Consider the following 16,624-nt stretch of genomic DNA (forward strand, 5'->3'; position numbering starts at 1 on the left):
ATGGCATATTTAGAATTAAGAAACGTAAGCAAATCTTACGGAAGTGGAGATCAAAAAGTCGAAGTACTTAAAGATATAAATCTATCAATTGAAGAAGGTGAGTTTGTCGCTATTGTTGGATTCACTGGAAGCGGAAAAACTACTCTTATCAATTTAATCAACGGATTGGAATTCCCAGACAAAGGTGAGGTGCTTTTGGAAGGGAAGCCAATCACCGGACCAGGGCCTGATAGAGGCGTGGTTTTCCAGAACTACTCTCTATTACCTTGGTTAACAGTTTCTCAAAATGTAAAGTTAGCGATTGATGAGGTTTACCCATCTAAAAGCAAGGAGGAGAAGCAAGAGTTGATCAAAAAGTATGTAGCGATGGTACACTTATCGCATGCCATTGATAAAAAACCTGCTGAACTTTCAGGAGGTATGAGACAAAGGGTGTCAGTAGCAAGAGCATTAGCCATGAACCCTAAAATGTTATTAATGGATGAGCCTTTATCTGCATTAGATGCTTTGACAAGAGGTACACTACAAGAGGAGATTGTTAATATCTGGAGTGAAGATCGTAAAACATGTTTATTGATTACGAACGATGTGGATGAAGGTATTGTAATGGCAGACCGTATTATTCCATTAAATCCAGGTCCACAAGCTTCATTAGGTCCAACATTCTCAGTCAATTTAGCTCGCCCAAGAGTGGTAGCAGAGATCAATAAAATGGATGAGTATAAGCATTTAAGAAACGAAGTGCTTGAATACCTAATTGAGGTTGGTGCTTCTCGTAAATCACAAAAGACTACCTCTTATGAATTACCAGACTTAAAGCCAGTAATGCCTGGTCGAATCAAGTTTGGATTCAAGAAAGCAAAAGAAAAACTACAATACTTCTAATATCAATTTACATCAAACACAATCATTACATTACATCTAAAAAAATACAACTATGAGTTTAATTGCTAAAGATATTTTATCCCCAAAAAAAGAAATAATTGAAGATACTAGACCTGATATGTTGGTGTGTAGAGATATCGCTAAGATCTACCCAACTCCAAAAGGGGATTATACAGTATTATCAGATCTTCAATTAACCGTTAAAAAAGGAGAATTTATTTCTGTAATTGGTCATTCAGGGTGTGGTAAGTCTACCTTGTTGACAATGATTGCCGGTTTAAATGATATCAGCAAAGGACAAGTTTTTGTAGACGGTGATGAAGTAAGAGAAGCAGGCCCAGATAGAGCTGTAGTATTCCAGTCACCAAGTTTATTCCCATGGATGACAGCTTTGCAGAATGTAATGATTGGTGTAAAGCAAGTTTTTCCTCATGCATCCAAAAAGCAAAAACAAGACATTTGTAAGTACTACTTAGATAAAGTGGGCTTAGGAAATGATTTCGATAAAAGAGCATCGGAGTTGTCTCAAGGTATGCAACAAAGGGTAGGTATTGCAAGAGCATTTGCTTTAAAGCCTAAAGTATTGCTTTTAGATGAACCTTTCGGAATGTTAGATTCTTTAACTAGAGGTGAGCTACAAGATGTACTTCTTGAAGTATGGCAAAAAGAGCAGATTACAGCGATTATGATTACTCATGATGTGGATGAATCGATATTCTTAGCCGATAGAGTAATTATGATGACAAGTGGTCCATTTGCTAAGATCGGCGATGAATTAACGATTCCATTTGAACGTCCAAGAAATAGAAAAGATATCTTAGAGCATCCAGATTATTACCATTACAGAGGATATCTTATGGACTTCTTGAATCACTAAAACCACTTGTATCATGCCAGATTCTAAACTCTAAAGAGCATAAACATTACTCTGAAGTAACAAACTAAATTAACTAGCACAATGAGTAACACGAATTATCTAAAAAGTCCGAAGAAAAAACTTACAGCATCTTATATAATTGCACTTTCTCTTATAGCTTTCTTAAGTATATCAAGTCAAGTGATTATTAGAACTGTATTGAGCAAACAAGAAAAAGATGCCCGTGTGATTAACATATCTGGTAGACAAAGGATGTTGAGCCAGAAGATCAGTAAAATAGCTTTACAGCTAGAAAGAGCATCTTCTAATCGTCAGTATGCAAAGTTACAGGGAGAGTTTAAAAGTGTGATTGAGCTTTGGTCCTCATCACATTACGGTCTAAAAGAAAGGTCTCTAGAGTTGGATCTGGGAGGTGAAAATAGTGAGACGATCTCTAAAATGTTCGCAGAGATTACTCCAAATTTTGACCAAATGAAACAGGCAGCGGAAAATATCTTAGAAGAAAGTTCTCCTCAATATATTGATCCTTATGTTTCTGTGATTTTACAAAATGAAGCATCATTCCTTAGACAAATGAACATTATTACTTTCCAATATGATCATGAGTCTACCAGTAGAATTAAACAAGTAGAGACGATAGAAACAATTCTTTTAGTGATTACACTTCTTTCTATCTTCTTGGAAGCCAAATTTATCTTCAGACCAGCTGTAAAAGCGATAGATAAATACTTAAATGAAACGATCAGTAGAGGTTTAGCTTTAAGAGATGCTCATCAAAACTTATTGAATACAAATCAAGAAAAAGAGTCTGTCGAAAAGGAGCTTTATGAACAGCTAGAAAAGAATCACCAACTACAGATCAATATTAATAAGGATCTTGAATTGAAAATCAACGAACGAACAAGAGAAATTCAAGATCAAAAAGAAGAAATTGAACAACAAGCATCGAAACTGCAGAAGCAAAATGAAGTAGTTTCGAATGTAAATAGAAAGCTGACTGACAGTATTTCATATGCAAAAAAAGTACAGCATTCTATCTTAGGTCACCGTCAGAATATCATTAATGAATTTAAAGATGGATTTATTCTTAACCGTCCAAAAGATATTATTTCAGGTGATTTTTATTGGTTCTATCAAAAAGAAGATTTAAGGATTTTAGTAGCGGCCGATTGTACAGGGCATGGAGTTTCAGCGGCATTTATGACAATTATTGGCAATCTGTTGTTGAATGATATCGTTATCAACCAGCAAATACACTCTCCAAAAGAGATATTAAATTTCTTAGATATGGAATTGTATGCCTTGCTAAATCTGAAAAATGTAAACAAGATTTCTGATGGTATGGATTTAGGTTTAGTAGCCATCCATTCTGACCGTAGAGAAATTGAATTTGTTGGTGCGAAACGACCTTTGTATTTCGTAGGAAAAGATAACAAGATTGATAAGATACAAGGATCTAAATCTACTATTGGATATCATGCTAAAGATGTTCGTAAGCAGTTTGAGTCAAGTATTATAGATTATCAATCAGGAGATAGATTATACTTAACAAGTGATGGGTTCCAAGATCAGTTTGGAGGATCACAAGGAAGTAAGTTTTTACAAAAGAGATTAATTGAAGCCTTGAATAGAACAATCAACTATCCAATGGTGAAACAAAAGAAAGTTTTAGAGGGCGTATTTGAAAAATGGAAAGGTACTGCACCTCAAACTGATGATGTATTGATAGTGGGCGTTGAGTTATGATTCTCAATGTCAGTATTACCGATGTAATGATGAAAATTGATGTAAAGCAAGAAGGCGCCACAACTTTGTTGAGACGCCTTCTTTTTTATATTATGAATTTTTTCTAGTTCTGAGGTTTTGATTGTAAAGACTGTAATACTTTGTCTATACCTAATGATGAACCTTGAACAGGAGGGAACTCCTTAAATGTTGCCAAGAACTTAGCAGTATAGGCTTGAGCAGGAACAAATGTCCACATATTATCTGCAAACCAACGGATGTAAAGAGCAGACTTGTAAGATACCTCATAAGGATCAGCTCTTAAGTTAATTAAGATAGGCCATGATGGAGTTTTTCTGTAAGCAGTATTAATAGCTCCTTCCATGATAGAGAAATGTAACTTCCAATCATTGTAACGTAAAGCATTTAAATGACCACCTGCATCGAAATAGAAAATTTCTTTACGAGGATCTTCTTTTACTTGTCCTGTCCAGAAAGGCATCATGTTATACCCGTCTAGATGAACTTTAAAGTTTTTATCGCCTGCTTGGTGACCAGTTAATAACTTTTCTTTTACATCAGAAACACCTGCTGCTGCTAATAAAGTAGGCATCATGTCTTCATGCGAGTAAATGTTGTTATCAATTGTACCTGGTTTAATCACACCTGGCCAACGAATTGCACAAGGAACTCTGAAGCCACCTTCCCATGTAGTACCTTTTTCGCCAGCAAAAGGTGTAGTACCACCATCAGGCCATGTGAATTTTTCAGCACCATTATCTGTAGAATACATAATGATAGTGTCATCAATAATTCCAAGCTCTTCAAGTTTGGCTAAAACAACACCAATATTTTTATCATGCTCTACCATACCGTCAGGGTAGATACCGATACCAGTTACACCTTTTGATTCTTCTTTTAAGTGAGTCCAAACGTGCATACGAGTAGCCGATAGCCAAACAAAGAAAGGTTTGTCTGCTTTATGTGCTTTTTCGATAAACTCTAATGCAGCCCCTGTAAATTCATCATCTACAGTTTCCATTCTTTTACGAGTTAATGGTCCTGTATCTTGTACTCTACCATCAGCATATGAATGGATTACACCTCTTGGTCCAAACTTTTTGTGAAATTCTGGGTCCTTAGGGTAGTAATATGTTTCTGGTTCCTCTTCGGCATTTAAATGATAAAGGTTACCAAAGAATTCATCAAATCCATGGTTAGTAGGTAAGTGCATATCTTGGTCTCCAAGGTGATTCTTACCAAACTGTCCTGAAGTATAACCAAGGGGTTTAAGTAATTCAGCAATTGTAGGCTGATCTTCTCGTATACCTTGTTTTGAACCTGGCATTCCGATCGTTAAAAGTCCCGTTCTGAATGGGTGTTGACCTAAAATAAATGCCGCTCTACCAGCTGTACAAGATTGTTGTGCATACCAATCGGTAAACATAGCACCTTCATTAGCAATACGGTCAATATTAGGTGTTTGGTAGCCCATCATTCCGTGGTTGTATTTGCTGATGTTTGCCCAACCGACATCATCACCCCAAATTACTAGGATGTTTGGTTTTTTGTTTGAAGATTTCTTTTTCTTCTGAGCATAGTTTAATAATGGTATTGCAAAAAATGCAACGGCCAAGAGTAACTTTTTCATAAAGGGTTATGAATAGATTATTAAAAATTTGGATATATATGCCGTTTTTAAATGAGGTTTTGAGTTATTATTTAATTGGATTATCCTCTTTTGAAAACAGATTGATTCGTTGTTGTTAATATAAAGTTAGAAGAAAAAATAAAAAAAGGAACTAATCTGTAAAGATTAGTTCCACTCTAATGAGGATCTTTTTGCCCAATAATTTTCAGATTCTTCTACTAGTTCATCCAACATTTGGAAGTCCATTAAGTCTAGTTGTAACTGATTTCCTTTTAAATTAGCTTCCAACATTTCAAAGGTAGTCGCACCGCTCAGTGCTGTACTTACCCATGGTTGAGACAATACAAAAGCTAATGCAATGGCATCGATGCCTACATTGTGCTTTTGTGCAATAAGTTGAAGTTTCTGTTTAGCATCATTAAAGTCGCTTTCATTATTTCTTTCTGTGAGTCTGCCATTGGCAAATACCTCTTTAATTATGATTCCCCAACCTTGATAAGCGGCTTCTTCTAATAAGGTAGCAGCAGATCTTTCTAAGATATTATATGTGGCTTGTACAGATTGGAAGAGGTGTACACCGTCTTTTTGGATTCCTAAGGCTTTTTCTAAGGTTTCAGCTTGTTTTGTACCACTTAAAGAAAGGCCCACGACAGTGTTTTTTTCTTTAATATTCCACAATTGATCTAAAACTTCTTCATTATCGAGCACACCAGATTCTAATGTGGCAGAATGGATATGATAGATATTGAGTTGTTCTTGAAGAATATCAATACTTTCTCCCCACTGTTTCTTTAAAAGTTCTAGGTTGTGGTTTTTAACTTCATGATGTTGTGCAGTAACATTCCACTCTGCGGTATATTCATACCCCCATTTACTGCCTACTACACAATCGGTATGATGATTAGTTCTTAACCAATGATTCAAAAACTCTTCTGCCTTGCCATAGCTTCTTGCTGTGTCAAAATATGTAATACCAGCATTGGCCGCCGCAGTTAAAATATCACTGCTTCTGTTTTGCATGGCATCTATATTATAGTTTTCTTCTAAGTCTTTTCCATGACCTAAATTGATATATCCAGGTCTACCTAACGCAGCAAGGCCTAAACCAATTCGTGATACATATAAGTTTGTTTTCCCAAATGGGACAATAGAGATTTTACTCATAGATAATAAAAAGAGTAATAAAATATTTTTACCACTAAAGTGTCCATCATTTTCAATCTCACTTTAGCTTAAATTGTTTTTTCTTATCTATAAAGATACGATTTTACTCTATTAACAATAATTTATTTTTCAAGATTATTTATTATTTCTGTATTTATTACACTTATAAGGTGATTTGGATAAATTAAAACAGAAAGAATTTTAAAACTTTTTTAATAGAAGTGGAAAATCTTTGAAAAATAATAAAACGATGATTTTTTTCTCTAAAAAAATAGTTGAAAAAAAGTTTGTTCTTTAAAAGCGTAAAATATACATTTGATGTGACAAATCGAAACACTTACCACAACCATATATAAACATAAAATTATGAGAAATTTCACAATAGCAACTTTAGTGATCGTAGCGGGATTCGTGATCGCTTTTGCACTATCAATGTAGATATTATACCATATTAAAAACACATATTTTGCACTCACAAGCCTATTGATATTAATCAGTAGGCTTTTTTTGTATATTTATGCTAAATTAAATTTCTCTATTCAAATCTAACTTTCCATCACCGGATGAAACATAAATCACAATTTGGCTTACCCAAAAGGCGTAAAGAAGTAGTTTCAATATTAGAAAAAGCATTTATTGAAGGGAATTTAGATGAGCATGATTATGAAAACCGTTTAGAAATTGCAATGAATGCAGATCATGTTGAAATATTAGACGGATTACTCTCAGACTTTCCAGATCAGTATAAGAATAATACAAATGTAACTCCTTTAAAATCAGAAGTATCTAGAGGTATCTTACCGCAAGACCCAAATAAAATGTCGGTAACTGTTCTAGGTGAAAAACATTTGCATATAAGTACATCTCAATATGCACCGTCCAGAATGTTTACAATTTTAGGGGCATTAAAACTGTCTTTTGATAATAATGCTATGCGTAATTCTGTTTCGAATTATGAAATAGTGACGATGATTGGTGAAACTAAAGTGGACTTACGTTCAAAATGTTTAGAAGGTGCTGAGTTAAAAATCAGAATTGTAAAAGTAATAGGAGAAGTTGTTATTAAAGTAGCACCTGGAACACATGTGATCGACCAGACAAAAAAGATTCTTAGTGAGCATTCTTTTTCAAAGAAAAGCAAGAACTGGTCGAGTAAAATTTCTAAAGTATTTTCTAATAATAAAGCTGTGGTTACTCCATCAGTTAAGGAAAAAGTGAATTGTGTAGTTGTTTTAGAAGGGATTAGTTTGCTAGGGAGTATTACCGTTATAGAATACGATGAATAAAAGAATCATTGTAGAATAGCTATTATGAGTAAAAATTCACTTAAAATAATTAAAAAACTCATCATTTTTTTTAACTTTATTATGAACTGAATTTAATACTCCATAAAAACTATACTACTGTATGTGTCAATCATATAGAAGAACACTATTACTTTTAATAACCACATTTTTCCCATTACTATTAATTGCTCAATCTGAAATCTGTGATAACGGAATTGATGATGATGGTGATGGCCTTATTGATTGTTTTGATCCAGATTGTACCAATTTTCCGGGTTGTGACGGATTCTATTTTGGTAATGATTCTGCGACTTGTCAGGTGATTCCTCCAATTGTACCGAACTTTAATATTGTCCCCAAGTTCTCAACAGATCCCAATGTTGCTAAAATTGAGCAAAGGTCTGGTGTGATGGTTGCCGATCTTGATTTAGACAGTATTCCAGAACTTGTAGGAAAATCTATGCCCAAGGGTGAGCCAGGCTTTATTAATATATTTAGTGGGGCAGATGGTAAACTTTTACAGCAAATCACAGAAAAAGGAAATACGCATGCTTATACTCAAGTTGCCATAGGTGATGTTGACAAAAATAAGCTTGGAGATATCTTTGTTAATGAAGGCCGCGTAGTTAGACGTTATGAATATTTGTCTGACCGTTTCATTGCTGAATCCCTCCCTGCTAAAGTTGTTTCCAATATGCAAACTCCTCAACTTGCAGACTTTAATGGGGATGGTGTACCTGAAGTTTATTTAGGTAATTCGATTTTCAATGCTATCACTTTAGCAGAATTAATTGCTCCAGATTCTGCGAAGAATAGTGGTTCCTTCTCTTATAATATGAATTCCGAAGATGGGAATAAAATTGAAGATGCATACCCTTTAGCATATGATGTTTTTCGGCCTGGAGATAGTAATCCCAATGGGGGAACCTTTGGTAATGAAGTAGAAGGATTAGAATTAATCGCCGGAGGAAAAGTTTATGCTGTCGATATTGCAGGTGGTACACTTACTGAATTAGTGAGTTGTCCTTTACCCTCAGGTTATGATAATCATTACAGACCCGGTGATGGCTTTGTGAGCATAGGTGATTTTACTGGTAATAATAAACTAGAAGTGATTGTTGCTTCTAAGATTAATAATAAAGGGATTTCTATTTATCTATGGTCACCTTATACGCAGACCTATTTAGGAAATTATGTTTTTGAAAATTCTGATAAAATTGGTCGTTGTAATCTTGGAGACTTTGATAATGATGGAATGATTGAAGTTGGTACAGCAGGCAAAAATCAATATGTTGTTCTTGAATATGATGCAGGAACAAATGCATTAGTAGAGAAGTGGAAAAAACAGAAATTAGATGATGGCTCTCAGATGACTGGGTCTACATTATTTGATTTTGATGGTGATGGAAATATTGAAGTTGTTTATTCTGAAGAAGAAAACTTATTTATTTGGAGATGGGATGACGATAGTAACACTTTTATAGAAGTTTCAAAAGTAATCTCAAGAGCAGGAACAAGAACTGAATATCCTTTGGTTGCTGATGTGAATGCCGATGGACAAGCAGAGATTGTAATGTCAGCTCAAGATGTCAATGGCCCTGATTCTGACGCAAATGGATTTATACAAGTATGGGGATCTTATGATTCTCCTTGGGTTTCTTGTAGAAATCTCTGGAACCAACATGGCTATCATGTCACAAATATTAATGACGATTTAACGATACCTATTGCACCACAAGATAACTTTAATCCTTATTTTGAAGGTACTCTAAATTCTTTCTTGAGTCAGACGCCTTTTATTACGGATAGTTTAAATATCTCTTTTGCTACACCAGATTTAATTATCCCAGATATTGAAGCAGATTTATCAGATTGTGCTGACGGTTCAGATATTCCGATTTTTATCACCATTGAAAACCAAGGTGACTGGTCAGCTGCCTTAGGTACTCCGGTAACATTATATAATGGAGATCCTTACAGTAGTTCATCAGCTTCTGTAATTGATACGGTCTTATTAAGACAAACAATACAGCCAGGCGAATCTACAATTGTCAACGCTTTGGTTCCTCAAGATGGTACAAATACCATTGAACTGTATATCCTTGCAAACCACAATCCTTATGCTTTTGATGGATCTACTGTAGATGTTCCATTGCCGGCCGATACCGTTTATACTCCACTTTTGGAATGTGATTATTCCAATAACTTATCATTGAAGTTAGAAATCAATGGTTGTGTAATTCCTCCTACATTAGACTTGGACAACAATAATAGTTCAGGTATTGATGGAGCGGATTATAATGGTGTGTATTACAGAGGATCTTTAACATCTGGAGTTGTTGCTGATATAGATACGAAAGTGACACTTTTGGGGACGGACTTTATCTCTTATGCCGATATTTCATTAACGAAAATTGAAGCTACAGATTCCTTAATTGTCCGGGGGACTTTGCCGGGAAGTCTGACATGGAGTTATACCGATGAACAAAGGGTAATACGTATAGAAGGAGGAGGAACGAAGGCAGAGTTTGAAGAAGCCTTGAAATTAGTCTATTTTACCAACAATGATTTAACAGACTTTACTCAAAGAACGACTCAAACTATCTTAAGAGTTGAGACGACTTCTGTAAGTAGTAATACGGCGAATTCTTTTATCACTATAAAATCTAGACCAACTTCTCAGGATGAAACCATTACTATAGATGAAGATACCTACCATCAGTTTTCGGAATCTGATTTCTTATTTAACGATGAAGATGGAGATACTTTTGATGGGATTAGAGTCTCTTATCCATTAGACCCGTTGAATTTCCATGGACGATTGGTATATGATGGAGATACCCTTACTCCATATCAATTGACTTTGGGACATGAAATTCCTGATGTTACCTTATTAAGATATTATCCTATTGCAGATGAAAGCAATGACAATTATGATCCTTATTCTAGGTTTAATTTTAGAGTAAAAGATAATACAGGTATTGATTTAAATAACCATCATTCAATAAGGCATTTATATACTATTAATGTGACTCCTGTAAATGACCCGCCTATATCTAAGGACTCTACAGGTATTGCACCTTTAAATGTTGTTATTGACCAAGCAGTCGAGGACTTATTTTACTTTTCATCAGTAGATGCATCTGCTACTTATAAGTCAGTGATAATAAAAAGTCTTCCGGTGCATTCAGCAAATACGGTATTTCAAAGAGATAATGGAGGAGGTAGCTTTGTGGATATTGCTATCGATGATGAAATTCCTGTTGGAACTGATATTCGATATGAAGCAACTTCTATGGTTGGTACTGACCCTATCAACTATGATAGCATTCATTTTAAAGTGGTGGATAATCGAGATATCCAGAGTGTTGATGAGTATACTTTTACAGTAAGTTTATTAATTGATTTAGTCATTTTAGACTTTTATAAGATTGGGCAAAAAAATACAGACCTACCTTTCAATAGTGATGAATTCAATAATCATTATCACAACATTGTGCCAACAGATGCGATACAAAATGTAATTGTCAAATCATTACCTGCGAATGGAACACTAGTTTTTAATGGTTCAGACGTTACACTCAATCAAAGTATACCATTTTCTTCCATTGATCAACTACTCTTTAGGCCAGATACGTATTGGCATGGTCTAACTAGTTTTAATTATGCTGTAGAAGACGAAAATGGTGATATGTCTTCTGAAGATGCAAGAATATTTATTTTCATTGAAAACAATAGGCATAACCCAGTCGCTTTAGACGATTTCACAACAACAGTTGCCAATCAATCAATATTCGTTGATGCTTTAGTTAATGATACTGATGCTGATGGGGATTCCATTTACATCAGGAGAATTAATGCTACCTCACATGGTTCTGCATCTATTGTAGATGGGCAAGTTTATTTTGTTCCTGAAGACGGTTATGTAGGAAGTGATGTGAATGGAGGTAGAGTTAGCTATACGATTACTGATGGTATAGATGGAGAAAGTACAGCAATTATTAGTATCAATATTCTAAATGATGCTCCTACTGTAGGTGATTTATACTATGGTGGTTATGTTGGAGATACCATCCATTTCACTTATAATGATTTCAATGCAAGATTCTCTGATAGTCAGGATTTGGATAAGATTAAATTCATATCATTACCTTCTGAAGGGACAATCTACATGGAACCCTCAACACCGATTACTGTCGGTCAGGAAATTGATGCTGCAGATATAAGTTCACTCTATTATATAGATGACTTAAGAAACTTGGAGGTGTTAGAAAACTTCAATTGGAATGGTTCTGATGGAATACAATATGCAGATGTTGATGGAAACGTTCGTATCCAATTATATACAAAAACACATCCTCCAACAGCTATTGATGATCAAGCACAGACGTTTGATAATACTCCTGTTTTAATCGATGTATTGGACAATGATTTTGATCAAGATGGCGACAGCTTGATTGTGACAACAGCTTATATGGCTGAAAGAGAAGAGGAGAATGGAGTAGTAAAAATCATCAATAATCAAGTTGAGTTTACGCCGACAAGAGACTTTAGAGGCCTTACCTATGCAAGGTATTATATTACAGACGACAGAGACGGATACTCAGAAGCACTAATCAGAATTATAGTATCAGACTCCCCTGACTCACCAGAAGCAGAACCGTTTGAAAAATATGGACAAGTGAACGAAGATTTACCATTATCATTAGTTGATTTTGAAAATCATTATTCTGATCCAAATAATCTGGCATTGGATAGTGTTGGCATAGAGCAACTATCTAGAGATGGACAGATGTTTTTGGGAACGACTGCTGTGACTTTAGGGCAAAGGATCCATAGAAGTCAATTAGATCAGTTGTTGTATAGACCTAATACCGATTATGTTGGGGATGATCACATTTTATATAGTGTAAATAATGGTTCACATTGGAGTGGTACTTCTAGTCGAGTTATATTCCATATTGTGGAAAACCTAGATGATATTATACCTGTAGTAGTTGATATCAGTAAATCAGGAGATGAGAACCAAGATATTCCAATAACATTATCGGATTTCCAAAATGCATTTACCGACCCAATGGACTCAGCGATGGTATCCATTGTTGTATTAAGTCTTCCAGAAAATGGTGAACTAACTTATAATGGTGAACCTGTAGAGATAAATGAAACATTCTCAGTAGATAGTTTGGATCAGTTGATTTATACTCCTGATTTTGATTTTGCCGGTGATGATCAATTTGAATGGAATGCTACAAATGGAAGATTATATGCAGAAGAATCCGCTTTTGTATTAATTGATATTGGTCCTGAATTAGTGATTTATTCATCATTTACACCTAACAATGATGGAATAAATGACTATTGGCACATTAAGGATATTGAATTTTACCCTAATAATGAAGTGACGATTTATAACCGTTGGGGTAATGTTGTTTATAACTCAAATGGTTACAATAATGCTGACATAAGCTGGGATGGCACCAATAACGGAAATGGGGCTGGAAACAACGTATTGCCAGCAGCTACATATTTCTATAAAGTGGATTTAAAAGATGGTAGTCCTGTTCGTTCGGGATATGTAGTTCTTGCAAAATAACCTAAACCTAGAATACTCATTTTATGAAAACTATACATCAAATATTGTTGCTTTCAGTGGTGTTTATGGGAATTACGTTTACAGTTAATGCTCAGCAAAATACACTATACTCACAGTATATGTTTAACGGTATGACGATAAACCCAGCATATGCTGGTAGTCAGGGAGGAATCAATACATCATTAATTTACCGACAACATTGGACGGGTGTTGGAGGCTCTCCACATACGTCTACAATAGCGATAGATTCTCCTTTAGGCAATAAGCGATTGTCAGTTGGAGGATTGTTTTCGCAAGACAAAATTGGAGCAACAACCACACAAAATTTTAATGTAGTTGGGGCTTATCGTATTAATCTTGGTGAAGGGACTCTATCATTTGGATTACAAGGAGGTTTAAATAGTGTAGCTGTTAATTTTGCAGACCTTACCTCTCATGTACCAGACCCGTCTTTACCAAACGAAAGAGTAAGGAGGAATGCTCCGAATTTTGGAGGAGGTTTGTTCTATAATACGGACAATTACTATGTGGGATTTTCGGTGCCAAGGTTATTGAATTCAGACTTGGGAGATGCTAATTCGACCCTTGTGGTAGAAGAACAACGCTATTATTTTGTGACCGCAGGTTATGCATTTTTTATCAACCCTAATTTAGTATTGAAGCCCAATGCATTAATTAGAGTAACTGAAGGCGCACCGGTTCAAGCAGATATTAATGTAAATGCTTTATTGATGGAGTGGTTGTGGTTAGGAATGACCTACAGAACTCAAGAATCGGTTGGGTTTATCACAGAGCTCCAATTAAATAAGATATTTAGAATAGGTTATTCTTATGATTTAATCACTAACTCAGCATCAAACATTACCAATGGGTCGCATGAGTTCATGATCAATTTATTTTTCGAGAATAAAAAGAATAAAATCAAAACACCGAGATATTTCTAACAACGAATGAAAAAGTATATATACATAGTATTTCTGTTGATATCATCAATGACTTTAGGTCAGACAATGCAAAATCAAAAAGTTCAGAATATCGATGAAAGAAATGAAGAACGTTTTGAAAATATGGACTATGCATCCGCACTAAAGCATTATAAAAAGCAATATGAAAAGGAAACTGATTTAGAAAAAAAGCAAACGTATGCTATTCATGTTGCAGAGTGTCTTCAGAAACTAAATAAGCCACAGGAATCAGTTCAAGTTTTTCAGGAACTAGATAGTGCTGGAATTGAAATTTTAGGAGAGACAGCGGAGATTTATGCAGATGCGTTAAGTAATACCGGAGAGTATAAGGAAGCTAAAAAGTGGTACAAGGTAGCGTTTAATGAGCCAAATGGTCAGAACTCTGCAAGAATTTATGGAAAGATGAAAAACCTTTCAATGATTGATACTCTTCAGCTAGATAAGGACTTATTTCTTGTGAATAATGCTCCATTTAACTCCGAGAATGATGATTTTAGTCCATTGGTATATAATGGTGGAGTTGTCTTCGCCTCTAATCGCCCCAAAGGAACGGGTGCAAAAAAATATGCATGGGATGGTGGATCATTTCTGGACCTTTTCTATTACGATTCTACTGGAAACATTAAAAATTTCTCTAAGAAGATCAATAGTAAATTTCATGAAGCTTCCGCTGCTATAAGCCCTGATGGGAACATGATTGTATTTACAAGAAGCGATAAAAAAGAAAAAACGGAAGACAAGCAAAGTAATTTACAGTTAATGGTCTCATCTAAAAATCAAGACGGAACTTGGGGCAAACCTTCTGGTTTTTTATGGAACTCTGTAGATTTTTCTACAGGACACCCTGCTTTCTCAACAGATGGTAAAAGGCTTTATTTTGTGTCAGATAGACCTGAAGGTGTAGGAGGTGCTGATATTTACTATTCTGAGGTTTCAGACGGAGGGAAGTTTGGTTCTCCGGTGTTGATGGGTAAAGAAATTAATACAGTAGAGAATGAGGTGTTTCCTGTGATTATTAACGATAAACTATATTTCTCATCCAATGGTTGGGGAGGTTTAGGGGGATTGGATATTGTGATGCAAGACCTCAAGAATATACAGTCTAGACCAGTGCACTTAAAAGCTCCTATCAATTCTAGCTATGATGATTTCGGGGGTGCACAAATCGATATGAATACCTATTATATCTCTTCAAATAGAGCAACAACATCTTCATCAAATGAGAATGATAATATTTTAGAAATCAAAAAGAGCTTTTTCAAAGGAATTGTTATTGATAAGTTCACAAGGGAACCTATCGAAATGGCCGATGTTACTGTCTTAGGAAAAAGAGTAGCTATTTCAGATAGTGCTGGGTTATTTAAAGTGAGTTTTGAAGATTGGAATCAACAAGATATTATTGGTGGTAAAGATGGATACCAACCCGATTCAGTTTTAATCGAAGAGGCTGTGTCAAAAATCAGTACTGGAGAATTAATAGTTCTTGAATTATCCAGACCAATTATTGAAGGGATTGTATATGATTCTTTGTCTAAAGAACCATTAATAGCAAGAGTAACGATTGCAGAAAGGTCTACAGGAAAAAAAGTAGAAGTATTTACTGATTCAACAGGATATTATCGAATTCCTGTAATGGCAAACGAACATTATGATTTTCTTTCAGAGAGGCCAAGGTATTTTACTCGAAGACAAGCTGCCAATACAGGAGTTCAAGTAATTACAGAACGTAATATTGCAATGAATCCTATTGTAGGTCAGAGAGTAAGAATCTACTATGATTTTGATAAGTTTGATATTCGTTCAGATGCATCACATTCTTTAGATACTGTAGTTACGGTAATGAAGTATAATCCTACAATTACCATTGAGTTGTCTTCACACACAGATATCAGAGGTAGAGAATCTTATAATCAGAAGTTATCTGATGAAAGAGCAAAAGAGGCATTTGATTATGCAGTATCAAAAGGGATTTCTGCAGATCGTATGACGTATAAAGGATATGGTGAGACGATGCCGGTTATTGAGTGTAAAAACAAAAGGTGTTCTGAAGAGGAACATCAGATGAACAGAAGAACAGAGTTCTATGTGACCGGATATATTAATGAAAAAGGGTATTTCGGAGCCGATTATAACAAGTTCTATCCAGATTCATTATCGGAAGTATTAGTAGATAGTGATGGTGAACTGATGCGATCAACTCAGAATACGATTACAGGGATTTTTGAAAGTATGATAGGTGGTGTTGAAGGGTATGATGTTTTCGCTTATGATGACCAAAATAAACCTTTGGCAAAAGATAAGACGACTAAAGAAGGAGTCTTTAATTTAATTGTCCCTAATCAGTATAAATATAAAGTGGTGATAGAGAAAGAAGGTTTGGAAGTCACTCATCGATATATTAATCTCGAAGAGTTTGACGGAAAGAGTTCTTTTGATGTAGTCATTTATAAATAGAAATTATCAATAACAAAAAAG

Annotated in this window: 9 protein-coding genes; 7 read left to right on the top strand and 2 right to left on the bottom strand. The window is 35.0% G+C overall.

From position 1 onward, the window contains the following. From QL232_RS08440 to QL232_RS08450, 3 genes are all read left to right on the top strand, one after another. Positions 1-885: an ABC transporter ATP-binding protein gene (locus QL232_RS08440; protein WP_168881058.1), complete on the top strand. Its 885-nt coding sequence runs from the start codon at positions 1-3 to the stop codon at positions 883-885. 52 nt (positions 886-937) lie between these two features. Further along, entirely contained in the window at positions 938-1,762 is an 825-nt protein-coding gene (locus QL232_RS08445; protein WP_281613779.1) for an ABC transporter ATP-binding protein, read from the top strand. Positions 1,763-1,843: 81 nt separating this feature from the next. Next, positions 1,844-3,508 carry a type IV pili methyl-accepting chemotaxis transducer N-terminal domain-containing protein gene (locus tag QL232_RS08450; protein ID WP_281613780.1) on the top strand — a complete coding sequence of 555 codons (1,665 nt, stop codon included), beginning with the start codon at positions 1,844-1,846 and terminating at the stop codon, positions 3,506-3,508. A 103-nt stretch (positions 3,509-3,611) separates the two neighbouring features. On the opposite strand, the gene QL232_RS08455 is transcribed toward QL232_RS08450, so the two are convergent. Together QL232_RS08455 and QL232_RS08460 are read right to left on the bottom strand one after the other, a co-directional pair. Continuing rightward, on the bottom strand, positions 3,612-5,138 hold the full coding sequence (locus tag QL232_RS08455) for an arylsulfatase (protein WP_281613781.1): 1,527 nt from the start codon (positions 5,136-5,138) through the stop codon (positions 3,612-3,614). A gap of 165 nt (positions 5,139-5,303) precedes the next feature. Continuing rightward, positions 5,304-6,302, bottom strand: coding sequence for an aldo/keto reductase (locus tag QL232_RS08460; protein ID WP_281613782.1), 999 nt, complete (start codon positions 6,300-6,302; stop codon positions 5,304-5,306). Positions 6,303-6,865: 563 nt separating this feature from the next. Here QL232_RS08460 and QL232_RS08465 point away from each other — a divergent pair. The 4 genes from QL232_RS08465 (at position 6,866) to QL232_RS08480 (ending at position 16,603) form a co-directional block, all read left to right on the top strand. Beyond that, positions 6,866-7,588, top strand: coding sequence for a DUF1707 domain-containing protein (locus QL232_RS08465; RefSeq protein ID WP_281613783.1), 723 nt, complete (start codon positions 6,866-6,868; stop codon positions 7,586-7,588). A 121-nt stretch (positions 7,589-7,709) separates the two neighbouring features. Then, on the top strand, positions 7,710-13,184 hold the full coding sequence (locus tag QL232_RS08470) for an Ig-like domain-containing protein (protein WP_281613784.1): 5,475 nt from the start codon (positions 7,710-7,712) through the stop codon (positions 13,182-13,184). Between the two features lie 23 nt (positions 13,185-13,207). Beyond that, positions 13,208-14,128 (top strand): type IX secretion system membrane protein PorP/SprF, encoded by a 921-nt coding sequence (locus QL232_RS08475; RefSeq protein ID WP_168881065.1) that lies wholly within the window; start codon positions 13,208-13,210, stop codon positions 14,126-14,128. Between the two features lie 6 nt (positions 14,129-14,134). After that, complete coding sequence (locus tag QL232_RS08480) at positions 14,135-16,603, top strand: OmpA family protein (protein WP_281613785.1); 2,469 nt, start codon at positions 14,135-14,137, stop codon at positions 16,601-16,603. Positions 16,604-16,624 lie beyond the last annotated feature (21 nt).

This window comes from Flammeovirga sp. SubArs3, assembly GCF_947387565.1.
GTDB lineage: Bacteria > Bacteroidota > Bacteroidia > Cytophagales > Flammeovirgaceae > Flammeovirga > Flammeovirga agarivorans.